At 62.3% G+C, this 23878-nt stretch carries 26 protein-coding genes and 1 pseudogene; 15 read left to right on the top strand and 12 right to left on the bottom strand.

Annotated elements, in window-relative coordinates; translation table 11 throughout:
- The first annotated feature begins 309 nt into the window (after positions 1–309).
- The 9 genes from V3B25_RS20445 to V3B25_RS20405 all read left to right on the top strand — a co-directional run bounded on the left by V3B25_RS20445 (position 310) and on the right by V3B25_RS20405 (position 12234).
- Positions 310–684 carry a conjugal transfer protein TraJ gene (locus tag V3B25_RS20445; protein WP_032734719.1) on the top strand — a complete coding sequence of 125 codons (375 nt, stop codon included), beginning with the start codon at positions 310–312 and terminating at the stop codon, positions 682–684.
- Positions 681–3377 carry a TraI/MobA(P) family conjugative relaxase gene (traI, locus tag V3B25_RS20440; RefSeq protein WP_329811463.1) on the top strand — a complete coding sequence of 899 codons (2697 nt, stop codon included), beginning with the start codon at positions 681–683 and terminating at the stop codon, positions 3375–3377. Before V3B25_RS20445 ends, traI begins: the two co-directional genes overlap by 4 nt.
- Positions 3374–5332 carry a type IV secretory system conjugative DNA transfer family protein gene (locus V3B25_RS20435; protein WP_004167199.1) on the top strand — a complete coding sequence of 653 codons (1959 nt, stop codon included), beginning with the start codon at positions 3374–3376 and terminating at the stop codon, positions 5330–5332. Before traI ends, V3B25_RS20435 begins: the two co-directional genes overlap by 4 nt.
- Entirely contained in the window at positions 5329–5895 is a 567-nt protein-coding gene (locus tag V3B25_RS20430) for a S26 family signal peptidase (RefSeq protein ID WP_034077587.1), read from the top strand. Before V3B25_RS20435 ends, V3B25_RS20430 begins: the two co-directional genes overlap by 4 nt.
- The gene (locus V3B25_RS20425; RefSeq protein ID WP_021155405.1) at positions 5892–6788 is read left to right on the top strand and encodes a transglycosylase SLT domain-containing protein; all 897 of its coding nucleotides are present in this window, start codon (positions 5892–5894) and stop codon (positions 6786–6788) included. Before V3B25_RS20430 ends, V3B25_RS20425 begins: the two co-directional genes overlap by 4 nt.
- Positions 6789–6790: 2 nt before the next feature.
- Complete coding sequence (locus tag V3B25_RS20420; RefSeq protein WP_329811462.1) at positions 6791–10108, top strand: zincin-like metallopeptidase domain-containing protein; 3318 nt, start codon at positions 6791–6793, stop codon at positions 10106–10108.
- A 57-nt stretch (positions 10109–10165) separates the two neighbouring features.
- Positions 10166–11218 carry a toprim domain-containing protein gene (locus V3B25_RS20415; protein WP_329811461.1) on the top strand — a complete coding sequence of 351 codons (1053 nt, stop codon included), beginning with the start codon at positions 10166–10168 and terminating at the stop codon, positions 11216–11218.
- Positions 11215–11457, top strand: a complete 243-nt coding sequence (locus tag V3B25_RS20410) for a hypothetical protein (RefSeq protein WP_034077593.1) — start codon at positions 11215–11217, stop codon at positions 11455–11457. Before V3B25_RS20415 ends, V3B25_RS20410 begins: the two co-directional genes overlap by 4 nt.
- A 69-nt stretch (positions 11458–11526) precedes the next feature.
- Positions 11527–12234, top strand: a complete 708-nt coding sequence (locus V3B25_RS20405; RefSeq protein ID WP_188249269.1) for a fertility inhibition factor FiwA — start codon at positions 11527–11529, stop codon at positions 12232–12234.
- 267 nt (positions 12235–12501) lie between these two features.
- On the opposite strand, the gene V3B25_RS20400 is transcribed toward V3B25_RS20405, so the two are convergent.
- Genes V3B25_RS20400 through V3B25_RS20385 form a run of 4 tightly spaced genes read right to left on the bottom strand, consistent with a single transcriptional unit; the run spans position 12502 to position 14628 of the window.
- On the bottom strand, positions 12502–12957 hold the full coding sequence (locus V3B25_RS20400; protein ID WP_329811460.1) for a hypothetical protein: 456 nt from the start codon (positions 12955–12957) through the stop codon (positions 12502–12504).
- Positions 12958–13017: 60 nt separating this feature from the next.
- Positions 13018–13740 (bottom strand): SprT-like domain-containing protein, encoded by a 723-nt coding sequence (locus V3B25_RS20395; protein WP_034077599.1) that lies wholly within the window; start codon positions 13738–13740, stop codon positions 13018–13020.
- Positions 13727–13957: a hypothetical protein gene (locus tag V3B25_RS20390; protein ID WP_032734739.1), complete on the bottom strand. Its 231-nt coding sequence runs from the start codon at positions 13955–13957 to the stop codon at positions 13727–13729. The genes V3B25_RS20395 and V3B25_RS20390 overlap by 14 nt, the downstream gene beginning before the upstream one ends.
- Positions 13954–14628 carry a thermonuclease family protein gene (locus V3B25_RS20385; RefSeq protein ID WP_254170381.1) on the bottom strand — a complete coding sequence of 225 codons (675 nt, stop codon included), beginning with the start codon at positions 14626–14628 and terminating at the stop codon, positions 13954–13956. Before V3B25_RS20385 ends, V3B25_RS20390 begins: the two co-directional genes overlap by 4 nt.
- A 182-nt stretch (positions 14629–14810) precedes the next feature.
- Between V3B25_RS20385 and V3B25_RS20380 the strand changes: the two genes are divergently transcribed.
- The 6 genes from V3B25_RS20380 (at position 14811) to V3B25_RS20355 (ending at position 17996) form a co-directional block, all read left to right on the top strand.
- Positions 14811–15149 carry a hypothetical protein gene (locus V3B25_RS20380; protein ID WP_004167187.1) on the top strand — a complete coding sequence of 113 codons (339 nt, stop codon included), beginning with the start codon at positions 14811–14813 and terminating at the stop codon, positions 15147–15149.
- Between the two features lie 55 nt (positions 15150–15204).
- On the top strand, positions 15205–15612 hold the full coding sequence (locus V3B25_RS20375) for a hypothetical protein (protein WP_034077601.1): 408 nt from the start codon (positions 15205–15207) through the stop codon (positions 15610–15612).
- A 22-nt stretch (positions 15613–15634) separates the two neighbouring features.
- The gene (locus tag V3B25_RS20370; RefSeq protein WP_032734742.1) at positions 15635–16258 is read left to right on the top strand and encodes a hypothetical protein; all 624 of its coding nucleotides are present in this window, start codon (positions 15635–15637) and stop codon (positions 16256–16258) included.
- Between the two features lie 16 nt (positions 16259–16274).
- A complete protein-coding gene (locus V3B25_RS20365; protein ID WP_032734744.1) occupies positions 16275–16889 on the top strand; it encodes a DUF6012 family protein in 615 nt (204 codons plus the stop codon).
- A gap of 94 nt (positions 16890–16983) precedes the next feature.
- Positions 16984–17574 (top strand): recombinase family protein, encoded by a 591-nt coding sequence (locus tag V3B25_RS20360; RefSeq protein ID WP_050595501.1) that lies wholly within the window; start codon positions 16984–16986, stop codon positions 17572–17574.
- Positions 17575–17747: 173 nt separating this feature from the next.
- Complete coding sequence (locus V3B25_RS20355) at positions 17748–17996, top strand: hypothetical protein (protein ID WP_004167172.1); 249 nt, start codon at positions 17748–17750, stop codon at positions 17994–17996.
- Between the two features lie 219 nt (positions 17997–18215).
- Here V3B25_RS20355 and V3B25_RS20350 read toward each other — a convergent pair whose 3' ends face one another.
- From V3B25_RS20350 to V3B25_RS20315, 8 genes and pseudogenes are all read right to left on the bottom strand, one after another.
- Positions 18216–18686 (bottom strand): KfrB domain-containing protein, encoded by a 471-nt coding sequence (locus tag V3B25_RS20350; RefSeq protein ID WP_272690827.1) that lies wholly within the window; start codon positions 18684–18686, stop codon positions 18216–18218.
- 32 nt (positions 18687–18718) lie between these two features.
- Positions 18719–19219: a GIY-YIG nuclease family protein gene (locus V3B25_RS20345; RefSeq protein WP_329811457.1), complete on the bottom strand. Its 501-nt coding sequence runs from the start codon at positions 19217–19219 to the stop codon at positions 18719–18721.
- Between the two features lie 136 nt (positions 19220–19355).
- On the bottom strand, positions 19356–20816 hold the full coding sequence (locus tag V3B25_RS20340) for a TrbI/VirB10 family protein (protein ID WP_021155420.1): 1461 nt from the start codon (positions 20814–20816) through the stop codon (positions 19356–19358).
- Complete coding sequence (locus V3B25_RS20335; protein WP_329811456.1) at positions 20813–21196, bottom strand: conjugal transfer protein TrbH; 384 nt, start codon at positions 21194–21196, stop codon at positions 20813–20815. The genes V3B25_RS20340 and V3B25_RS20335 overlap by 4 nt, the downstream gene beginning before the upstream one ends.
- Before the next feature lie 26 nt (positions 21197–21222).
- Positions 21223–22194, bottom strand: a complete 972-nt coding sequence (gene trbG / locus V3B25_RS20330; RefSeq protein WP_329811455.1) for a P-type conjugative transfer protein TrbG — start codon at positions 22192–22194, stop codon at positions 21223–21225.
- A 17-nt stretch (positions 22195–22211) separates the two neighbouring features.
- Positions 22212–22910 (bottom strand): type IV secretion system protein, encoded by a 699-nt coding sequence (locus tag V3B25_RS20325; protein ID WP_021155423.1) that lies wholly within the window; start codon positions 22908–22910, stop codon positions 22212–22214.
- 89 nt (positions 22911–22999) lie between these two features.
- On the bottom strand, positions 23000–23305 hold the full coding sequence (locus V3B25_RS20320) for a hypothetical protein (protein WP_033983789.1): 306 nt from the start codon (positions 23303–23305) through the stop codon (positions 23000–23002).
- Positions 23306–23308: 3 nt separating this feature from the next.
- A pseudogene (locus V3B25_RS20315) lies at positions 23309–23878 on the bottom strand (hypothetical protein); the annotation flags it as partial.

Raw genomic sequence — 23878 nt, 5'->3', positions numbered from 1 at the left:
GACACTATGCGATTCTACGCGATTCATCGCGGTTTTCGGCCCTTGGGCCGGGTTTTGGGTGGATCATCAGGGCACAGTCGCCTACAATCGCAGAGAGGTAGCGGGCAGGATGTGTGTTGTACCGGTACGGGCAAGCCCGCACCAGTCCAACACCGCCCCTTACTCACCTGCGGTTCGACGGCATCCTGCTCTGCGAGGCTGACGGTCGCTGCCGCGACAAAGGAGCCACGGGCACCAAAAAGGAGGCGCAAGCCGGGCAAGACAACGACACCAATCCGCGCCATCGGGCGCGATGGAAAAGGGGCACTGATGAGTGACGAAGAACAGAAACCGAAAGGGAAGGGCCGAGGAACCCGACCCCGAGGCCAACGAATAGAGGTATGGGTGAACAACGACGAAAAGGCCGAGCTGGCCGACCGGGCTGCTCAGTCCGGTTTGTCGTTGTCCGCCTACATGAAAGCGGCCGGACTGAACGCGCCCATTCGGGCAAGGGCTGACCTGTCAGCCGTGGCCGATCTTGTGCGCGTCAACGGCGACCTTGGCCGGGTGGCCGGGTTGCTGAAATTGTGGCTCGCGGAGAAGCGCGGGCAGGGTGCCCGGCCGGTGGACGTGGAAGCCATGATGAAGGACTTTCGCGCCCTACAGGATGAAGTCCGCTCGATCATGATCCGGGTGGCCAGATGATTGCCCATCGCATCGAGCGCAAGCCGCACCAGTCATCGAACCCGGCCAAGCTGGTCAGGTACATGGTGGCGGCCAAGGGCGGCATCGACCCGACGAGCTGGCAGCGAACAGCCGACTACATTCTGGACACCGCGAACGACACCGCGAAAGGCGAGAAGGTCGAAAGCTACCGCGTTACCAACTGCGGCACGGACGACCCCGCCGACGCTGCAATCCTGATCTTGGCCACTCAGGCGGCCAACACCAGGTCGAAGGGAGAAAAGACCTATCACATGGTCTTTTCGTTTCAGGCGGGCGAGCGGCCCCCGCTGGAAGTCCTGCACGCCATTGAAGACGAACTTTGCGAATCCATCGGCCTTGGCGATCACCAACGGGTGTCCGCCGTGCATGTCGATACTGACCACCTGCATGTGCATGTGGCCATCAACAAGGTTCATCCGACCGGCCTACAGAACATCGAACCTTATTACGACAAGCGCAGGCTGATGGAGGCCTGCGAACGCCTCGAAGTCCAATACGGGCTTCGCCATGACGACCACGGCTTAGGAGATAGAAACCATGAGCACACCAGAGAACGAAGTGACCGAATCCAGCTTGATCGAGGTCAGCGACCAGAGCAGCGCGATAGTAGATTTCGACGATATTTACGAGAGTCCTACGATCTCTCGTTTGCCGATGAACCAGAGGCCAAAACCCTCAACGGTCTGCGAACGCTGTCCGGCTGCCGTATGGTTCGCGCTTCCGAAAGAACTTCGGTGCTATTGCCGGGTGATACACGCGGTGATCTACAGCAACGAGGAAAAGAACGCGCTGACGGCCTGCGACGGTCGGGACATGGCGATAGAACAGCTATTGGCCAAGCAGGAAGCGGCGGACGCGGCCGGGTAAGCGGCAAAGCCGCCGACGCAGAGGCTCACAGCGGCATCGAGACGCTAACCGGGTACGCGGCCCGCGAGCTGGCCCCGGCGATGCGACAGGCGACGAGCTGGCAGGAGCTGCACGACGCAGCGGCCGAGCATGGCCTAGAGGTTCGCCAGCGCGGCGCTGGCCTTGTCATCGGCGAGCCAGATTTAGGCATTTGGGCGAAGGCCAGCAACGTCGGCCGCGACCTTTCCATGAAAGCCCTAACCGACCGTCTTGGCCCGTTCGAGCCTTCCGAACGGCAGGCCGAGGCGAAGGCGAACCGCAAGCGGTACGAGCCACGACCCCGGCGGCCGGATAACCCGACGACAGCGGGCCTGTTCAACCAGTACCAGCGCGAGCGACAGGCGGCCATTTTGGCCCGACGTCAGGGCCTCGACCAGATCAAGCGCGAGAGTGCGGCTTTCAATGCGCAGGTGAAGCAGTGGAGCCAGACAGAGCGAATGCTTTTGAAGGTCGCGGGCAAGGGGCCGACCAAACGCCTGATGTACGGCACTATCAAACAGCAGGCCGACGCCTCGCGCCAAAAGAACCGGCAGAGCGCAGACGCTCGCCGTCAGGCGCTGTTCAAACAGACGACGATGCCCACTTGGGCCGACTGGCTGACGCAGCAGGCCGAGCGCGGCAACGCCGAGGCGCTGGCCGTGCTGCGCGACCGCGAGGAACGGACACGCCGCTGGAACGGGGAGCTACTGACCGCCGACCGGGCCGACAAGGCCAAGGCTGTTGTTCTCGACAAGCTCAAGCCCAAGGCCCGGAAAGACGGGACGATGGCGTACAGCACCATCGACGGCGGCATGGTGATCGACCGGAAGACGCACGTTCAGGCGCAGAAAGCCACGACCGGCGCGGCACTGGTAGCGCTCGAACTGGCATCCAAGCGGTTCGAGGGCCAAGCCCTCATCGTGGAAGGCACAGACGAGTTCCGGCTTGAAGTCGCCCAGCTCGCCGGTATGCACGGCCTCAAGGTCACGTTCACCGATCCGGCGATGGAGCAGATGCGCCGCGAGACAGCCGAGCACAAGGAAATGGAGAAGGCCTTTCAGGCCGAAATCAAGGCATCGAGCCGCGACGACTTCGCCGAACTGGTGGACTTCGGCAAAGCGCCGTTCGAGCACGTCAAGGGCAACCGCAAGAGCTACTTCGTCACGCTGCGCGACGGGAACGGCGAAGACCGAACCCTATGGGGCGTCGATCTTGAAAGGGCGGTGGCAAATAGCGGTGCGGCCGTGGGCGACCGCGTGCGTGTCAATCACATGGGCAGCGAGAGCGTGACGCTACCGGACGGCCGGACGGTGGAGCGCAACGAATGGCGCATGGAGATAGCACCAAAAGGAAGCCAGACAGCCAAGCCGAAACCGAACCGGCCAGCCCCTGCGCCGAACGACATGGATGCGGCGTTTCTGGCCGAAACTGGCCTGTCCGGCAAGACGACGGGAAACCGGACAGGCGGCAAGCCCGCGCAGCCCGTGGATTCTGGCCCGGCGGTGCAAAAATGGATTGAAGGACGCAACAAAAATAGAGACAAAATATCGTCTATAGACTATCATCGGCTTTGGCAATCCACCGACGCAGGCAGGGCCACATATCAAGGTCGCAGGCGCATGGAAGACGGTAGCGAAGTGCTGTTGTTGAAGCGCGGCGATGAAATGTTGGTCAAGCCATCCACCCCCCGCGTAGTCGCCAAGGCGGCGACATGGAAACTAGGTCGCGTCGTCCAGTTGGACGGACGTGGACGATTCACTGACAGGAGTAACGAGGTCGAACTATGAGCGATAAAAATTCGTCGGCGGGTAAGCTGCGGCTTATCGGCGGCGTTTATTTAGTGCTGTTCATCATCGGTTTGAACAGCATATGTACGCAATTTATTGCGTATCGGGTTGGCTACCACCCGGCACTTGGGCCGTCACTGTTCGGGCAGCTTTATATGCCCTTCGACTGGTGGCGATGGCTGTTCAAGTTCTACGACTCAGCGCCCAATTCCTACAACTATGCCTTTGTGATTTTCGCGCTCGGCGTACTGGTCGGCCTGCTGACCTATGTTCTCTGGATCGGCTTCAAGACGCGCAGCTCGCGCAAGCATGAAGACGTTCACGGAACGGCGCACTTCGCTACGCTGGACGAGGTACGCGAAACGGGCCTACTGCCGCGTGAGGGCAAGCAAGGGCAGGGCGTCTACTGCGGGGCCTATGACGACCCCGAAACCGGCACCACGTACTACCTGCGGCACGACGGCCCGGAGCATGTTTGCGCCCTTGCCCCGACACGTTCGGGCAAGGGTGTGGGCCTTGTCATTCCCACCCTGTTGAGCTGGCCCCACTCGGTGTTCGTGCTCGACCGTAAGGGCGAAAACTACGCCATGACTTCGGGCTGGCGTCAGAAGCACGCCAACAACGTGATCCTGCGCTTTGACCCAGCGAAGCCGGGCACCGGCTGCGCATGGAACCCATTGGGCGAAATCCAGTTCCGCACCCGCTTTCAGGTCAGTGACGCGCAAAACATCGCGCTGATGGTCATCGACTCCGATGGCAAGGGCATCGAGTCCGACCACTTCCGTAGTGCCGCGTTCGAGCTGCTGGTAGGGCTGATCCTGCACGCGCTCTACAAGGGCGAACAGGTAGGCCGCACGCCCTGCTTGCAGGACATTGGCCACATGCTGACCGGCGTGGGCGACTTCGCCGCGCCGGACACGGCCAACGACCTTGTAGACGACCCGGACGGCGACCCGAAAGCACTGGCCGGGCTGTTCGATGAAATGCGCGAGGTGTCCATCAATGACGGCGACCCGGCGAACCGGGAAGCGCAGCTTGTCATTACCGGCGTCGGCACCCGCATGGCCAACACCCCGGCCCGCGAGCTGGGCAGCATCATTTCGACGGCGAACAACGCCCTTGCGCTGTACCGCGACCCTATCGTTGGCGAGAACACTTCGCGCAACGACTTCAAGATTGCCGACCTGATGGATCACGACCGGCCGGTGTCGCTCTATCTCATTTCGACGCCGAAGACGTCCAAGCGCCTTGTGCCGCTTACCCGCCTGTTGTTGACCATGATCGTGCTCACGATGGCCGACGAAATGGAGTTTGACGACGGCCGGGCCAAGACGGCGCACAAGCACCGCTTGCTGCTGATGCTGGACGAGTTCCCGACGCTCGGCAAAATCGAAGTGTTCGAGGAAGCCTTGGCCTACATCGCCGGTTACGGCATGAAAGCCTACCTCATCACGCAGGACGTGCAGCAGCTCTACAAGGCTTATTCAAACTACGAAAGCATCATTTCCAACTGCCACGTCCGCATCGCCTACGCGCCCAACAAGGTCGAGACAGCCGAATGGATGTCGAAGATGACGGGCACCACCACCGTCGTCAAAGAGCAGGTGACGACTTCGGGCAAGCGGTTCGGTGCCGTCCTCGACAACGTTTCGCGCAGCTATCAGGAAGTGCAGCGCCCGCTGATGACGCCCGACGAAATCATGCGCTTGCCCGGCCCGACCAAGGACGCCAGCGGGGAGAAGATCACCGCGCCGGGCGAAATGCTTGTGTTCGTCGCTGGCCAGCCGGTAATCCGCGGCCGCCAAATCCTCTACTTCTTTGACCCGGTTTTCTCCAAGCGGTCGAAGCTCAAGCCCGTACCGACTGACGTTGTGCGCGTGGCCCAGCAATCCAAGCCCACCCCGGCCGCCGCCGGGCCGTCCAACAACAGCAACGGGGGCTTTGTCGTCCAATGAAAGGTCGCCGCTTCGGAATCGCCGCCTTGTGCGCGGCCGCAGTGATCGGCGTTGCGATCACGACCGGCTATCACGCAGGCCTGCGCCTCAACTTCACGGACTCGGCCCCGCATGGGCTTTGGCTTGTGCAGACCGCCGAAGCGGCCAGCATCAAGCGTGGCGAGCTGGTCGAGGTGTGCCCGCCCGCCTCGCCGATTGTTCGCCTCATGGGCGAACGGGGCTACCTCGCACCCGGTGACTGCGAGGATTCCGGCGTGACCCCGCTACTCAAGCCGGTGTCGGCGGTAGCGGGTGACGCCATCCAGTTCGAGCCGGGCCAACCCGTGACCGTCAACGGCGTGGCCCTGCCGAACACCGCCGCTATGCCTGCGCTGCCGGGCTGGCCTGCCGGGCGCTACATCGTGCAGCCCGGCGAGGTCTGGCTGTTTTCCAGCTACAGCGCGGGCAGCTTCGACAGCCGCTACTTTGGCCCCGTTGTGCTGGCCAGCGTGCGCGGCATTGCCCGCCCGGTCGCCGTGATCGGCGACCCGGCGGCCATCACTACGGGAGTAACCAAACAATGATCGGCCTCGACATGATGATGGCGTGCGCGCCGAACGTGGCCCCGGCCACGATAGAGAAGGTCATTCAGGTGGAGAGCGGCGGCAACCCCTTGGCGCTCAATGTGAACGTCAAGTGGGTGATCGAGCGTGACGAGAAGGGCAACCCGATCATGGTCACGGCCGCAGACGGCCAGACCAAGCCGAAGCGCCGCAAGGTCGTCTTCAAAAGCCCTATCGCCATCAAGACCGCGCAGGACGCCGTGACCGTTGCCTACATGGCCATCGACGCGGGGCACTCCGTCGATATGGGCTACATGCAGGTCAACAGTACCAACCTTAAATCGCTCGGCTACACCGTCGAAGACATGTTCGACACTTGCAAGAACCTTGCAGCCGGTGCGCGAGTTCTGACCGCGTTCTACAGCAACGCGCTGCCGAAATATCCGAACGAACAGGCCGCACTCCGGGCGGCCCTGTCCGCCTACAACACGGGCGATTTCAACAAGGGTTTTTTGAACGGCTACTTGGCCCGCTACGGCGTCGGTCAACAGGTCGCCGTGAGCGTTCCCGCGCTCAATCCGTACACGGCCCCGACTGCCGTGTTTGTACGTCAACCGAGAAAGGAAGAAGCCATGAGCACCAAAGAAGAAGCGAGCAGCACCCAGCAGGTCGCGGAAGCGAAAACCGCCTTGGCCCCGCGTGTCGATCCCGTCGTGAGCAAGTCGCCAGAAGACAGCGGCACGCCCGGCGTGCAGGTCGAGCACACGGCGGCCGAAGCGGAAGCCAACGGCGCATTCAAAGAAACGGCCATGTCCGAAGCCGAGGCGTGGGCCTCGAACGCGGACTTGTCCACTGACCCGGAAGGAACCGCCATCGTCGTGAACGGCAAGGCCGTGCGGAAGGGGGGTAACTAACGATGAAAAAGGAATACGCCGAGGAAGTCGCGGCGCGGATCATAGAGCAGTTGGAGCAGGGCACCGCGCCGTGGCAAAAGCCGTGGCAGCCCGGCGAGCTGCGCTTGCCGTACAACCCGACCACCGGCAAGGAATACCGTGGCATGAACAGCCTTTGGCTGCACATGCAGGGCCACAGTGATCCGCGCTGGATGACCTACAACCAAGCCGCCGCCGAAGGCGCACAGGTGCGCAAGGGTTCCAAGGGAACCCATATCGTCTACTGGAAGTTCAGCGAGGAACGAAAGGCCACCGACGAGCAGGGCCGCCCGGTCATTGACCCGGACACCGGCAAGCAAAAGACCGTGACCGTGCAGCTCGAACGGCCGCGCTCATTCATGGCCGTGGTGTTCAACGGCTCGCAGATCGACGGCTTGCCGCCGCTGGAAGCACGACCCACCGGGCCAGAGCCAGAGCGTCACGCCCGCGCCGAGGCCATCTTGGCCAATTCGGGCGCGGTCATTCGCCACGAACCCGGCGACCGGGCTTTTTACCGTCCCAGCACGGACAGCATCACACTGCCCGAGCGCAACCAGTTCCCGACCGCCGACAACTACTACGCCACCGCGCTGCATGAGCTGGGCCACTGGACGGGGCACCCGTCGCGGCTTGACCGCGACCTTGCGCACCCGTTCGGTTCCGAGGGCTACGCCCGCGAAGAACTGCGAGCGGAAATTGCCTCGCTCATGTTGGGCGAACGCCTCGAAATCGGCCACGATCCGGGCCAGCACGCGGCCTATGTCGGTTCGTGGGTTAAAGCCTTGAAGGAAGATCCAAAAGAGATCTTCCGGGCAGCGTCCGACGCCGAGCGCATCAGCGCCTACGTGATGGACTTCGAGCAGGAACAGATGCAGACGCAAACCGTCGAGCGTCAGCCCGTGCCGGAAATCGCGCCCGAGGTTGCGGCCGAGCTGCAACGCGATCACGAAAACGCCGTGGAAGGTTATTCGCCGCTGGAAAGCTGGCAGATGATGAAAGCCGAAGCCGAGCGAAACGGCTATTCCGCCCGTATAGGCTTCGCGTCTGGTGAGCTGGGCGACTTCTACGAAATCACCTACCACGACCAACATGGCGAGCCGTCCGGCATTCGCACGGAAATGTATGGCGATAGCAAGCTGATGACCGAGTACAACGGTACGCGCTTGTCACAGTTCATATCGAACGACGACGAAAGCCAGCCTGCAACACTCCGCGCAGCTATTCAACAGCACGAAGCCGCCAAGCAGGCGCGGCAGGCAGAGCAACAGAGTGCGCCGTACACGCCCGGCCAAGAGCCGCCCGCTTACACCGTTCAGAGCCGCCGCACCGTGCCGGAGAACGCCGCCAATCACGCAGGCCAGAACGCCGTCTATGTGCAGCTTGATGACGGCCGTAAGGCTTGGGGGTTCGGTGCGACCGACGAAGCCGCCGAGCAATCCGCCGTAGAACGTGCGCAGCGCGTCGGCATCGATGCCGACCGGGCACCGACCCGCGCCGTTCTGCATGAGCAACCGGAGAAGCCTATGCAATCGCGCACCTATCTGGCGGTGCCCTACGCCGAGAAGAACGAGGCGAAGGCGCTGGGAGCCAAGTGGGACAAGGAAGCAAAATCATGGTACGCACCCGAGGGTGTGGACGTGGCCACGTCGGGCCTTGCCCGGTGGAGCGTGGACAGGGCCAACGTCGTCACCGCATCGGAACCCAAGCCCGCCATCGAGCAGTTCAAGGACGCATTGAAGGATGCGGGCTTGCAGCTCAAGGGCGAAGTCATCACGGACGGGAAGATGCAGCGGGTGCCCGTCGAGGGCGACCGGGGCGGTGCCACCAGTGGCGCATACGCCTACCACGAAGCCGGGCGCACGCCGGGCGGTTTCATCCAGAACAACAAGACCGGCGAAGTCGTACATTGGAAACCCGAAGGCAAGACGCCGGAACTCAGCGCCGCCGACCGTGCCCGGCAGGCCGCCGAGGCGGCCGAGCAGCGCAAGGCACGCGATGCGGCCCGCCTGTCCGAGCACGGAGCGACTGCCGCCGCCGCGCAAGCGTTGTGGAACGAGGCCCCGGCCGCGACCGCTGACAATGCCTATTGCAAAGCCAAAGGCATCGCCAACCCGGTAGGCCTGCGCGTCGTGCCGGACAGCGTTTCGCCGGAGACTGCCGCGCACGGGATCAAGATCGCCAAGACAGCCAAGGAAGCCAAGGCGCTGCGCGAGGCTGACCCGGCCAACCGGGTTTTCAAGGCGGGCGACCTGCTGATACCTGGCACAGACGGCGAGGGGAAATTGTGGACGCTCCAAAGCGTCAATCCCTACTTCAAATCGTTCATGAAGGGCGGCCGGAAAGCAGGCCTTTACACCGTTTCCGGTGCTGACGATCCGCGCAAGGCGCTGGCCCAAGACGGCGATTCCCCTTTGGTGCTCGCCGAAGGCTACGCCACAGCCGACACGGTTTCGCGTCTGCTGGGCGGTAAGCCGGTCATCGTGGCATTCGATAGCGGCAATCTCGACGCGGTGGCCACCGAGCTGCGCGAGCGTCACCCGTCGCGGCCGCTGCTGATCGCCGCCGACAATGACCACAACGCGCCGAAGGAGCTGGACGCTAACGGCAAGCCCAAGGTCAACGTCGGACTGGTGAAGGCCACAGAAACCGCCGAGAAGCACGGCGGCGGCGTCATGGCCCCGCAGTTCAACGACGGCGAGAAGGGTTCCGACTGGAACGACCTCGCCGGGAGCCGTGGCGACGAAGCTGCCCGCCGGATGCTCGCCGAGCAAATGGCGGTAGCCAAGCGTGATGCCGCCATAACTGCCGAACGGCTGACCACCCTTGCGCGTACCCGCGACATGGAAGCCCGCAACGACCCGACGACGAGCGCCGACGATGCGGCCGTAGCAACAGAGCGCGGGCACGCGGCCGAAGTATTGGCCGGTGCGCAATCCGCGCTCAGTGAGGTGCGCAGCATGGCCGCCGATGGCGTGACCGGCAACACCAAAGGGGCAACCCGTTCGGCTGCTGCCGTCAAAGCCGGGATCGACCGGAAGACCGAGGCGATGCACGACCGCGCCAAAGAGGAACGCGAGGAAGTGCTGAACCACGGCCAGACCGGCCCGCTCGATGGCGTCAACGCTGGCGTGTCGTGGAAAAAGCTACCAGAGCAAGCCAAACAGGCGCTCATCGAGGACGTGAAGAACGGCAAGGACGTGACCTTGCCGAAGGACGCCCCGGCCAAGCTCAAACAGATGGCAGGCCTTGAACCGACCCCCGCGCCGCGCTCGCGCAGCCGTGGGATTGATGCAGGCCTTTGACAAGAGACGGCGGCCGGGCGCTGTCCGGCCGCTCAAGACTGAATAGGAGTACAACCAATGACGACATTGGTAATCGTGGAATCCGTCAAGAAGGTAGAGAAGATCGGGCCAATGCTGGGCAACGGCTACAAAGTCATGGCGAGCGTCGGCCACGTCCGCGACCTGCCGCAGAAAGAAATCGGCATCGAGCTGCCATCGTATGCGCTGACCTACGAGCCTACCGACCGAGGCAAAAGCATCGTGGCCAAACTCAGGGCCGCAGCCGCCGAGTCCGACCGCGTTATCTTGGCCACCGACCCCGACCGGGAAGGTGAGGCCATCGCGTGGCATCTGGCGGAAATGCTGCGCCTCAAGAACCCGGAGCGGGTGACGTTCACCGCTATCACGAAAGACAAAATTCTTGCGGCCTTCGCGTCACCCCGGCCGCTGGACATGCAGCGCGTCTACGCGCAGGAGGCCCGCCGGGCGCTCGACCGCATGATTGGCTATCGCGTCAGTCCTGCACTGTCGGATGCCACCGGGCAACGTCTTGGCGCTGGCCGGGTACAGTCTGCGGGCGTCCGCCTTGTGGTGGAGCGCGAGCGGGCTATTGCCGCCTTCAAATCGACCCAGCACTACGGGGCCGAGCTGGTCTTTAACAACGACGACGCGACGAGCTGGAAAGCGCAATGGGACACGAAACCGCACTTGGCGGATGGTGAAACGTACCTGCTCGATGACGAGCTGGGCAAGCTGGACTCGGCCGACCTGCCCGTGGCGCACCCGTGCCCGACGTGCAGCAAGCCGCTGCGCCGGATCAAGGGCCAACACGGGTTCTTTTGGGCCTGCTCAGACCGGGAATGCAAGACCACCTTGCCGGATGCCAAAGGCAAGCCCGGCGAGCGCAAGGCTCCACCACCGCCGACCGGCATTGCGTGCCCGAAATGCGGTAAGGAGCTGGCCCACCGCGTCGGTACGAGCAAGCCGGTCAAGCGTGGGATGAAGCCCCGTCCGTATGACTTCTATAGCTGCACCGGCTTCCCGAAATGCGATGCGAAGTACAACACCGGGCCGGATGGCAAGCCAGTGTTCGGCGATGACGCGAAACCTGCGCAGGAGGTTGAGGCATGACGCTGTTCAGCGAGTACACCGACGCCGAGCTGGCCGCGTTGCCCGACACCATCGAGCCGCTGACCATGCTCGAACTGCGTTCCGTTCTGCTGGCCCTTGACGGCGATAGCTTTCCGCCGCGCTCGATGTACACCAAGGGCTTGGTTAGCGCGACCGAGAAGATGGAGCGGATGCTTGACGAAGTGCGGGCCAGACTGGTGCGCGAGCGTTACCACAGACCGGCCCCGGTCGGGGACTAAGACCCGGCAACACAAACCAAACAGGGGCCACGCCGCAAGGCTGGCCCTTTTTCTACGGAGGATCGACCGATGTTCGAGAAACTGCGCCTCAACCGCGCATGGCGTGCCGAGCTGCGCGAGCTTGACCAGAAGAAGGCCCCTGCCCATCTGCCCAAGCCCGACGACAGCAACCCCGGCCGCCTCCTTTGGTGTCTGCCGGTGCCCGGCAAACCTGATGTTTTCATGGCTCTGGAAAAGGGCGAGCACGCCGATCACGACAGGTTCGTGGTGCCTGTCAACGCCGTGGCGTTCAACCGGCTATGGCTGGCCGGGGGCCTCAATTCGCGGGAGCGGCCGGATGGGTGTCTGCTACGCCGGGACATGCCCGCCGATAGCAAATACCGTCACGCGGCCGCCTGCTTTGCCGAGGGGCGGCAGTCGCCCGTGCCGCTGGCCAGCGTCTCGCTGGAACGCGGGCGGGACGGCACACAATCGGTCAGCTTCGGCGACGGTGTGACGCGCACGTTTTGGCTGCTGGCCAACAACGTCGCCGCGTTTCCCGTCCTGATCGCAGGCGAGGCCGCCGCCAAGCAGCTCGCCCAGCTCGCCGGGACGGACGGCAGCACCTTGCGCGTGTCCGAGGCTTTCCGACAGGTCGAAAAGGCCCCGGCCAGCCCACAGAAGACGGTCAGCACCAAAAAGGAAGGGGTAGGGCAGGTGCAGGCGAACAATGCGCCTCAGCGGGCCGCACAGGGCCACAGGAGGCCGTCCCGAGGTGGCGGCATAGGTATCGACTGACCAGACAGCAAAAAGCCCCATACGGGGCTTTTTTGCGGGCTGCTCATGGTCACGTTTTACCGGGGGAGTTGAGCGAAAATTGCAGGCAGCTCATCAAAGCTACACTCTCGGAGGTCGTAAATGATATTTCTATCGTGGATCACTTCCCGTAGTTGTCTCTCTGCATTTTCCATCGACGTGGCCGTTAAAAAGTAAACGCTGTTCATAGTGATGTCATATCGGTATTTACCAGCTAGGCGGTATTGATAAAGTTTGTACTCCATCGCCTCAAACCTCACCGTTGTCACGTTTGGGGCGGACTTGCTTGCTGATGAATTTGTATTTTTGGCCTTGTGATGGCATTGGCCGACTGTAACTAAGGGCATGGCGTTCTCTGTCCAACCAGTGGAATACCTCGCCAAGATCGAGCCTGCCAAGTGAACGGGTCACGTCTTGCAGTTCTGCATAGGCCTCCACGTCTACCGGATCATAGGCCGTCAATTGCTTATCCAGTGTCTCAGCCCACGACTTCGATAGCGGCGCGAACTGGTAGACCGCGATACCCACGGCCGCCCCGATCAGGAACGTTATATAAACTCCCCAATTGCCCGCAATGAATGCCGTTGCGATGACCACGAGAACACCACTCAAAGCGGCAGAAGCGCGAGGCGATAGTGATGGTTGTTCCATCCGGTAGAGCGAATATTTGATGTTGTTAAGCTGTTTCCAATGTTGTTTGCTCACATCTGCTACCTCATAGCTGATTAATAGTCCCGAGGCGGGTAGATAGGGCCGTCCTCTTTGTCAGTTGATGGCCAGCTCGAACGGCGCAGCGTTGCAATCGTCATTGCCGCACAGGAGCTTGAGGCCCGGCTTTCCCCACGCCTGCGCACCGCAGCAGGGGCAGCGGTACTTATCCCGGTTCGATTTGTTCCCGGCCGGTGCGGGCTGGATCAGGCCGTCGTTGTCGTCGCCGTCGTCGGCGTCACCGAAGATCGCCGCGATTTCGGTTCCTGCAGGCGGGTGCCTGTCGAACCATGTAATGCGGAAATCGGTCTTTAGCAGCGCCTCAGTGGCTTGCATGAAGGGGCCGCCGTCAATCGCATAGTCGGCCATCTTCTCGCCCGTTTTCTTCCCGCCGGGCTTGCCGGTATCGGAAGGCATCAGGCCGATGGCTTCCATTTTGTCGGCCCACTCTTTGTTGTGGTAGCCGCGTCGGCCCGGCTCGCCGAAATGGAACTGCCAAGCGTGCGCCATTTCGTGAACCAGAGTTTGCAATATTTCGAGCAGCGGCACGACACCAAAATAGGATGGATTCATGGCGATTTCGTCGGTCATGGTCTTTTCGTGCCGGTTGGCGAACCGGCGCGACGAGAAATAGCCATAGGTGCGCTTTTCGCGCTGCATCGTGATGAGACAGTGCGGGAGCTGGCCATCGAACAGAGCGGCGTTGTAGTGCTCAAACGCTGCCTGTAGCTCGCCATAGGCCTGAATCGTCGGGCTGGCCGTGGATTTAAGAGCTTTCACTGTTTCCCCCTTCCGAGCGGGCTTTGTTGACCTGATCCACGAACCGCAGAGCGGCCGCGAAATTGAACTTGCGCACCTTGGCCTTATGGTTGCCGAGCACTTCGGGGAACGGCACGCCGTGCAGCTTCCCGCTTGACCGCATCGCATGAACTAGCTCGCCTTCGCTGATGTTCAGCAGGTCGGCGAGCTGCCGGGTGTTGATTGAAATACCGCTCATTTGCCCGCGCTCACCATTTGGTGCCGCCACTTCCACGGCTCCACTGCGTTCGGCGCTGACCACAGGCCGACGCGACCGCTACGGGCCTGCGTTTCGAGTTTCAGCATTGCCGGATCGACGGCTTGGCCGTGGAAACGGTAAGCCCAAGCCATACCCGTCTTGACCTGTTCAGCGTTGACATAAACGGCGCGGCAAGGGGCAGAAGGGGCGCATATCTTGGCGTAGACCGCGCCGAGCCTGCGGCCGTAGCGGTCTGTGCCCTTTATGCGCACCGCTACAGGGTTTCCATCAACCATGCCCGCCAACGACTGCCGCGACCGCTGGCCAAATGGCTGATCTTTTTCCGGGGCATCAATGCCGGTCACGCGGATGCGGACTGGCCGTTGATCTACTAGCAGATCGAACGTGTCGCCATCGAGAACGCGGACGACCTTGCCTATCAGTTCTGGCGACTGCGTGCCGGGCGCGACTTGCTGCCCTTCGGCCGCAGGAGCGTCCTTTTGCCGAGAGTCCGCAACGAAATACACAAGGGCGACGAGGCCTAGCGCCACGCCCATGAAGATATATAAGGCGCGCCCCGCCGTGCCATCGCGCCTAATCATTGACACCAAGAAAACAAACCCGACCACGCTGCCCATCAGGCAAAGCGCCGGTATCAGCCAGTCACTCATTCCCCTTTCCTCATTGTTTGGATTGTGCAATCCAAATGATAGTCATTAGGCTATCATAAAGCAAGTCCGACAAACGACCGTTTACCGGACAGCGTGAAATTGTCCGGCATCATTCGCTTGCAGACGTTTGGCGGACAGAGTAGAATAACGGACAATAGACGGACACAACGGAGGGCAACACCATGAACGTAGAGAAACGCCAGCGCATTGAGCGCCGCATTGCACGCGAGGCCATCAAGGGACTACTCGCCGAGGGCTACAAGATTTCCGTCTTTGACGGCGAGGAAACCGTACTGACCAAGAGCGTCGATCCGGCCGCCATCGAAAAGGCCATGTTCAGCACGGACGAGGATCAGTTTCACGTCGAGCGCGACGGCGGCGAGAAGCCGGAAACCGGCTGGGTGCTGTTCGTCTACGGCAACGACGGTTGGGACGTGATCGCCGACAACACCGTGAACCTCGAACCGGCGTTGAAGGGCGCGACCGAGCTGGCCGACAAGATCGCCGAGGAAGAAGCGTAATCCGTCAGAAAGGCCAGCCCGGCGGCTGGCTTTTCACACCACAGAGGAAAGGGACATGAGCAGGCGCACGTCACTAATCGTTGTTGTTGGGGTAGGTCTTGCATTCGCCGCGCTGGCGTTCGGCGTCATGCGGCGCAGCGAGGCAACCACGGATTTCCGGCAAGCCGCTGTCGCTGACCTGCACGCGGCCGAGAACTACAACGGGTTCATTCAGCAGGTGGCCGAACATGCCCCGGAGGGCATGAAAAAGACCGTGGCCACCGCTTGGGCGAACTGCGCTCGCATCAGCACCAAATGGGTAGACCGTCTGCCCGTACCGTCTGGCCCTTCGCAGCACGAACTAGACGTGTGCGAGGCCTCGGCCGTGCAGTTGGCCACCAGTCGCGGCCATGACGCCGCAGCATCGAGCCAATACGCCCAACGACTCCGCGCTGCCAGCGCGGCGGTGCGGGCTGCTAACTAATTCATCAAAAGAGGAAAGGAACATGCGTAATGCAAAAGAAGGCGTAGCACTGGCGGCCATCGTGGCCAAAGAAACCACCGAAGGGAAGTGGAGCGGAACCGGCGGAGGCCTTGGATTCGGCACTGGCGGCCTTGGTCTGTTCGTTGGCGGCATGAGCGGCACCAAGCGCGAGCAGTCGCAGCGGGCCAAAGAGTTCGAAGCCCCGCCAAAGGCGTCGTTTAACTGGCTGTATGTGTTCGCGCCGCTCATCCTCTTGCTGGTCGTCGCCGCAATGTTCGGTTTCGGATCGAGCTTCGTGCAGTTCATGGCAGACGGTCAGCCAGCGGCGACCGGCAGCCTCGGCCGCGCTCAGGAAGGTCTTGACCAAATGGTTAGCGTCTTGGGCCAGTTCGTGCCGTTGCTGGCCATCGTCGGCGCGGCCTTGTGGTTCATCTTTGGGCGCAGTCGCCGCGAAGACGAGGAAAACGCCCGATTCAAGGCCGCCGAAGCCGCCGACCGCATCAAGGAAGGCATCTACTACCGGCTGCGTTACGTCGAGGACGACCACGTTGTGTTCGATCCAAAAACCGGCCGGGAAGTACCGGCCGAACGCAATCACATCCTTTCGCTGTTGGACGAGCTGGCCAGCAGTGAGCAGGCCGAGTGAGCAAGGAGACGCCGCTATGTTGTTACATCTTGTACCCCGCCTGTTCGCGTGCCGTGTCAACGAGCCGGAATGCGCCCTGATCGACTTTCATTGTCCCGCGCTCGGGCTGAAGCTGCGCAACGGTATCGAGCTGGTCGCCCGGCGACCGTACCCGAACAAGCACTATCTGGTGGCCTGCCGCAAAGTTGGCCAAAAGGCCATGAACGGCTTTCTGGTCGAGACGACCGAGCGCGTGCGCGAGTTCACGACGCTGACCCGCTGGGCCGTCGGCGCTGATCGCATCGTCAACCATCAGGTGCAGTATTTCGTGCTCGATGACGAGCTGGACGCCATCACCGACTATATGCCGCTCTGGTATGCAACGTCGCCGAGCCTTGGCAGCTTCTCCAGTCGCTGGCCCGCCGTGGCCAACGACTGGACACCGGCCGCCGCACAGCCGCGCATGGAACTGGTCAGCCGCGACCGCGCTGGCCATTACGCCGACCGCCTCGATGACGCAGGCCGCGTGATCGAGCGGGCCGAAGTGTTTCAGTTGCATACCGTCGAGCGTGAGCGCGTTCTGTATCGCAGCAATTCATCCATTTATGACCGCATCCCGACCGCCGATATGGCGTTCCGGGCCACCATCTAACCCACTCAAACCGACGCCGCCGGGCCTGCCGGTGGCGTCATGGAGACGTTGCCCAATGCGTGATCCTAACGACCCCGGCACAATGGATATAGGGATGACCACCCTAATCGGTTATGCCCGTGTCTCGACCGCTGACCAGTCGCTTGATATGCAGATCGAGGCCTTGAAAAAGGCCGGTTGCCATCAGGTATTCACCGACGTGGCCAGCGGGGCCAAGGCGGCCCGGCCGGGCCTAGAAAAAGCCCTCGCATACCTGCGCGAAGGCGATACGCTTGTAGTGTGGAAGATCGACCGGCTTGGCCGTTCGCTTCCCCATTTGGTGCAAACCGTGGACGAGCTGCGCGAGCGCGGCGTAGCGTTCCGCTCGCTGACTGACGCGGGAATTGACACCGCGACCCGAAACGGCAAACTGCTGTTTAACCTATTCGCCACGCTTGCCGAGTTCGAGCGTGACCTGATACGGGAACGAACCAAGGCCGGGTTGGCCACCGCAGCGGCCCGAGGCCGCCACGGCGGGCGCAGGCCGGTAGTAACACCGGCCAAGCTGGAAAGAGCGCGTAAGCTGATGGCCGACAAAGGGCTGACCGTCCGCGAGGCGGCCGCCGCTGTCAAAGTCGGCAAGACTGCCTTGTATGAGGCTTTGAAGGACGCCGGCGACGGCGACCGCACGGAGGGCGACGAATAGGGCGGCCGGTGGCCGTCTCCGTTCGTTGACCTGTTTGGGTGCCAGTGTATCGGCTGGGCGGAATTGCAACGCTTTCAGCGTCCGCCACTGCGTTCCGGCCCAAGGGTGCAACAACCGCTTTCCAGCCGATTGACCACAGGCCCACAGGCCAACAACCGAACGGAGAAACCACCATGAACTACACCGCCCTTTACTCGACCATCTACCGCGTGCGGAACCTTACCCGCACCGTCGCCAAAATCCTCGCTTGGGCGCTCGGTCTACAGCTCGCCATCCTCTACGGGCTGGCCACCGTCGCCGACGCGCCGCTGATGCAGCTTGCAGGCCCCGGCCTTCGCTTCGCGGCCGTGCTGGCCGTGGTGATCTTCGCCCCGCGAGTCTTCGACGCCGCGCTACGCCGCATTGCCACCCGCCGGGCCTGAACGGCTCGGCACCAAAGGGAAATTCCCGGCGCGGCGCTCGACCGCCACCCAACTGCCCCGGCAAACCTCCCAGCAGCCCCTACAAGGCCCGTTCGCCTCCCTACCCTACCGCCTTTCCCTCCCGGCCCTCACAGGGCCTTTTTGCGGCCAAAGAAAAAGGGCCGTGAGGCCCTTGCTTTCCTTGGTGTTGGCGGTCAGTCGTGGCGCTGACCTTCATCGTTAAAGGGAAATGCCGCCGCCTTTCGAGGCGCTGCGCTGCTGTTGTTGCGCCAGACTGGCAGCTTGGCCGGGCCGGGCGGTGCCCTTCCCGTTCACATAGCCGACCGTATAGGTGCGACCGGCAACGATCTGATCGCCCTTAGCTTCCAGATCGGCGAAGGCCGAGCGCGAATGCTCGACAATGCCCTTGCCGGAAAGTTGGTAGACCGCCTTGCTATCGACGTGCAGAACCTGCCCGGTGTAGGCGGATTCCTTGCCATCCTTGCCGGTGTCCGGCTTGGTGGCTTCGGCCAATTGGTAGATGCCCTTGGGCAGCCCGTTTTCCGGCAGAACCTTGATAGTTATCCACTCGCCTTTCACCACCTGGTCGAGCTGGCGACTACCGTTCAGGACGCAGACCTTGCGCGAGCCTTCCGGCATCATCTTCGGCGCTGGCCCGGTCGGGTTCAGGCTGTTAGGGATGTTTGCCATACGTTTCGTACTCCTATCTATTTTCACTATGCTTAAATTAACGAATCAAGCGCCAGCGGTGCGAACGGCGAGCCATCGGGCTTCCGTCCATTCAGCTTAGGGCGTAACAAGTGGATATAAAGCGATTCCAGCTTGTCGAGAGCTTCAACCGCGCAAGGCACAAAGGCGTAGCGGTTAAAGTTCTTGACTGGATGGCTGCTGATACGGGAATACACATTCCGCGACTGTCCAACATAAACAACATCGTCGCCATCGAGCAGGAAGTAAATGCCTGTCGCATGTTTCCACGGTAAGGCAGCAGCGACAATTTCGTGGTGCATAAGCAGTGTTTTGCCGGTTAGCGCAGCACCGGCAACGCTCATTCGCTCTATATCTCGCAACGCGAAAAGTTTTGCCTCAAGGGCGGCCACTTCTCTGCGTAGTAGGTCGCGGCGCAGCAGGGTGGCTTGTTTTTCCGCTTCTCGCTTCTCGCGATTGGCCTTCCGCGTTGCCTGTCCCTTAGCGCAAATCGCCTTCCGCTCCTCTGGCGTCATGCGATGCATCCCCCACGCCTCTTCGGCGCTGGCCCGGTCGGATTCAGGATTCAGGCTATTAGGTATGGTTGCCACACGTTTCGTCCCCCTGTCCATTGCATTGAAAAAAGCGGCCGCGAACGGCCGCCGGTAGTCATCAGTTGCAGCCCTTGCCGGTGCTTCCGGCCATCGGATGGCCTTCCCACGTCGGCAGGATAATGTCCTTCGTCACCATGATGTTGAACTCGTAGCCCGGACGGATTTCGAGCGTCGGCTGAATGTTCATGTTGCGTTGGGCCATCTGCATACCAATCTGCCCCATCTGCTGACCCAGCGACCCGGCGATGATTTGCGAGCTGCTGTAGTTCTCGCCGTTGCTGGCCTGCGGCTGCGAAAGCTGGATGCCTGCGGAGAAGACAGAAAGCAGCAAGCCGCTGCCGAAGATGCGCAGATAGTGGTTGTTCACCTTGTCGTTGAACCCAGCATAGCCGCCCATGTCCGCGCCCGGCATGTTGTCAATCGAGATCGAAGAACCATCCGGGTAGATGATGCGCCGCCAGACCGCGAGCGCCCGCTGTTGGCCGAGCGTTACGCCACTGTCGTAGGTGCCGACAACACGCGAACCCGGCGGAATCAGGCATTGCGTGCCGGTGGCGCTGTCGTACACCGCTTCACGCACCTGCCCGATGATTTGGCCCGGTAGATCGGAGTTGATGCCGGAAATCATTACGCCGGGAATAACCCAACCGGCTTTGATTTCCTGCGATGGGGCGATGGCCGCCTTGCGCTGGCGAGCCAGATAGACCTCAGCTTCTGGCGTGCCTGCGAGGAACGCTTGTTTGCGATCCTGCTGGTTCTCGGCCGCCATGCTGTTGCCACCCATACCGCCACCGCCCATGCCCGGCATACCGCCGCCCATGCCGCCCATACCTGCGGCCTGACCGTTCGCGGCCAAGTAGCGGTTCATCAGCTCGTCCGCGTTAACGCGGTTCCCGCCCGCCTGCTGCATGGCCACCTGCTGGGTGCCGCCGTTCTGGCCGCCCTTGGTCGTGAAGCCCTGCACCGAGGCGTCACCGTTCAGGGCTTCGTCCCACTTGGCCAGTCGCTTGTCTTCGGCCTGCTGAATCTGGCGCAACCGGCGTTGCATGGCCTCAGAGGGCGCGGCCGGGGCCGCCTTCTGCTGGGCTTCGGTCGGCTGGCCGCCGGTTTCGACCGGCTGCGCCGTGTCCGTGGGCATCTGCGGCTGACCTGCCGGGGGCACGTAGTCGTTGCCGTCCGGCCGCACAGGGGGAGCCGCTACCGTTGCCACTGGTGGCCCGTCGCCTTCGGCCTTCGGGGCAACCTGCGCCGCTTGCCGCTGGAAAAACGTGTAGCTGACGCCCGCCACAGCGAGCAGGATCACGCCACCGACAACGAACAACGGTTTGTTGTTCAGGCGGCGAACCCCCTTTCCTCTTTTTGGTGTCGCCAGATAGTCGGGCGAGCCGTTGCCATCCGCTCGCATATCAGGATCGTCGTGCATATCCGCGTCGTCGTCATGCTCGCGGTCGTTATGCACTTCCGCATCCTCAAGCGGCAGGTCGGTGTTCTGGTCGTTGTCTTTGTCGTGTGTGCTCATTGCGCACCCCCTCGAACCGTGAACGGGGCACCCGGCAGGAGCTGGCCATTAGAGCCGCGCGGGTAGTACCGGCTGGCCTCGGTGCCCTGATATTGCAGACGCAGCAGCACGCCGCTATCGAGCGGCGATGCGATGTAGCGCAGAGGCACACCCGCACCACCGGCCTTGCCGGTCTGCGGATCAACCAACGTCACGCCATAACCCCGCGCACGGAGCGCGGGCAGCATGGCCGCCGTCAGTGCGTCGTGATCCTTCGCGGCCGGAGGATCGAGCACAATGGTCGTCCGCGCCGGAGGAAGCGGATCGGCCAGATAGGCGACCGTATCGCCTGCGAGCGTTTGCGCATCGCTGGCCGTCACGGTCGGTTCCACGTAAGACATGGTAGGCCGCGACGTTGCGCAGGCGCTCAGGAGAAGCGCCGCCGCGAGCGGCGCGAGCAGGTGAAATCGTGCCATCTTATTTGCCCCCCCGTGCGCGTAATGGTGACTTCGGTTTGATTGCGGCCGACGCCGACAATCAGAGACGCCCGGTCAAGCACCTTATCGACCACGTAGCGATCGCCGATCGGGCGGTAGTTGACGAGCTTCTCGCTGGCTTTGGAGAACAGGCCGCCGTCGTTGCCCTTGGCGACCAGTGCCGGAGCCTCGCCGTTGAAGCTGGACGACGGGAACTGAATGTAGGTCTTGCTGCCGTCCGTGTAGACGCGCACCGGCTTCCAGCTCGGGTTATCGCCACCGATGCGGAAACCGAAATCGAGGTTGGCCAGATTCTGCCCGGTCGGCATGGTGTTGTTGTAGACCTGCTTGGCGTGCTGCTCGCGGTAGGCGGCCCACTGGCGTTCTACGTCGTCGGGGTAATCGAACGACAGCACCGGAATCCACTCGCGTTGCGTGCTGGCCAGCTTGATCGAGTACAGGCGGCGGTCAGTGGCCACGCTCAGGTTAGTGACCAGTCCGGCGTCGGTAGGCTTGACCACAATCACGGTCGTAGCGTTCGCCCCGCTGCCCATCGTGGCGGGGGTGATTTTCCAACGTGCGTTGTCGCCCGCGTGAACGTCGTTCACAACTTCGCCCGGTTGCAGCTCGATATTGCAGACCTGCAAGGGTGTGCAAACCAACGTCGGCAGGGTGGCACCAAAAAGGTATTTCACGCTGCCGTCTGCGCCACGACGCGGGCGGTCAGGGTGTGACTTCCATTGATTGGCCAAGCGGATGCCGTAGGCCTCCTTACCATCGAGCCGCACCTGATCGGGCGACACCAGATTAACCGGCGGCAGAACTTCACCTTGGCCAGCAGCGAGCGCCGGAACGTCTTGCGCGAACGTGGGGGCAGCAATTGCGGCAACGAAAAGGCCCGCCATCCATTGAGTCTTTTTCATATATTCACCAGTCATCATTAGTTGCGAACGGGCCAAGAGAATTGGCGGACGTAGAGGCCAACCGGGTTGGCCATAAGCTGGGCTTCATCCTTCGGCGCAGCGATCAGGACGTTGGCCGTGAGCTGATAGCTTTGGGTGCCGATCAGCTTGCCGGAAGTGCGGTTTTTCACCGTTTCCGTCCACTCGACTTGCCAAGTGTCTTTCGAGAGCTGGACAGGCGTTTGCATGGCCACCTCGACGGTTTCATTGGCGGCCCGCTGATACGGGTTGTGTTCCCGGTGATACGCGGCCAGCGTCTGATACGCGGCACTGTCGGGCAGCGTCATCGCATAGGTCGCATCGACGACGCGCTTTGTGGCCCGGTTGTCCGCGTACACCGTGCGAGCACCAAGAACCCAATCTTGCAGCGCGGCGCGGATTTGTTCGGTCTTCGGCCCCGGCGTGGCCTGATCGGCCCGCCAGATTTCGCGGCTTTTGCCGTTGGCGTCGGTGTTGACGTAGTAGACCGCGATTTTCTCTTTGGAGGCCTGAATGACGTTCCCGGCCGCCGAGAGAATCAGCGCGACACCAACGACAAACGCGGCCGTCCGCCAGTTGCGGGCGTCGATGATATGGCTGCCATAACGCTCGTTCCACTCGCGGCGGGCTGCGAGGTAAGGAGTGCCGGGCGGGGCTTTCGGTGCCCGCTGACCCTTTTTCTTGCTATTGGGTTGCATAAGTACGTCCGTCCATTTGATAGTCTGTAGACTATATTATTGGCCAAAGTAACCCCTCCTAGCAAGCACTAGGAGAGGCTTTTTTCGGGTTAGTCCCGGCGATTGTTGCGTTGATGCTTCGACAGTTCTTCGAGGTCGTCCCACATGTCGCGGCTGCGACGGTTGCCGAACAGGGGAACCCTGCTCAGTCCGCGCCCTACGCTGACCATTGCGCCGCTCAGAGGGCGGAACAGCCAGCGCGTTTTTCGTTGGGCGGTGGACACTTTCGCGTCGATTCTGTCGAGCTGGTCACTGTAGCCTTTACGGCGCAACCACTGCCCTAACGCCCATAGTCCAAGGCCTATCAAAAACATGGCCAGCAAGGGCAGGAAGAACAAGGCGAGTTCGGCGATCATGGCTTACTCCCCCCCTTTGGTGTCAGGCTTGGCCGGGCCTGCATCGCTTGGCGATGCTGGCGACGGTTCTGCCGGGCGAATGACGTTCTGCGGTTCTGCACTGGCCGGGGCCGAGCTGGGAGCCATCGAGCCATCAGCATCAGCACCGGAGCCGGGCACCGGCTGCGGCGCACCGGCACCCAGCGACAGGCCTGCCGCGCCTTCCATGCCGGGAACGGCAATCGCGGAGAGGATGCCCGCACCACGGGTAATACCCGACGCAATTTGATGGCCAGAAACACCGCTCTTGGCTTCGCCCTGCCCTTCGCCAGCTTGGGCTGCTGGCGACTGCGCAGAGGCGCTAGGGGCCGAGCTGGACGCGGAGGCGTCCGCATTACCGGCCGGAGGCGTTTGCGCCCCTGCCGCCGTTTGCTGGCCCTTGTCGTCGTCACCACCCTGCGCGGCCTTCCCGGCCTGCTTGGCGGCCTGCTGCACACCGCTGCTAGGCTGCTGCGGCGCTGGCCCCGGCGATTGTGGCGCGGCGCTGCCGCCCACTCGGGCACCTGCCGACGATGCGCCCTTGGCCGCCGCTTG

Origin of the sequence: Stenotrophomonas sp. SMYL8 (genome assembly GCF_036320065.1) — a bacterium.
Classification (GTDB): Bacteria; Pseudomonadota; Gammaproteobacteria; order Xanthomonadales; family Xanthomonadaceae; genus Stenotrophomonas; species Stenotrophomonas maltophilia_A.
The sequence above is the reverse complement of the archived record's forward strand: the minus strand, read 5'-3'. Positions and strand labels throughout refer to the sequence as shown.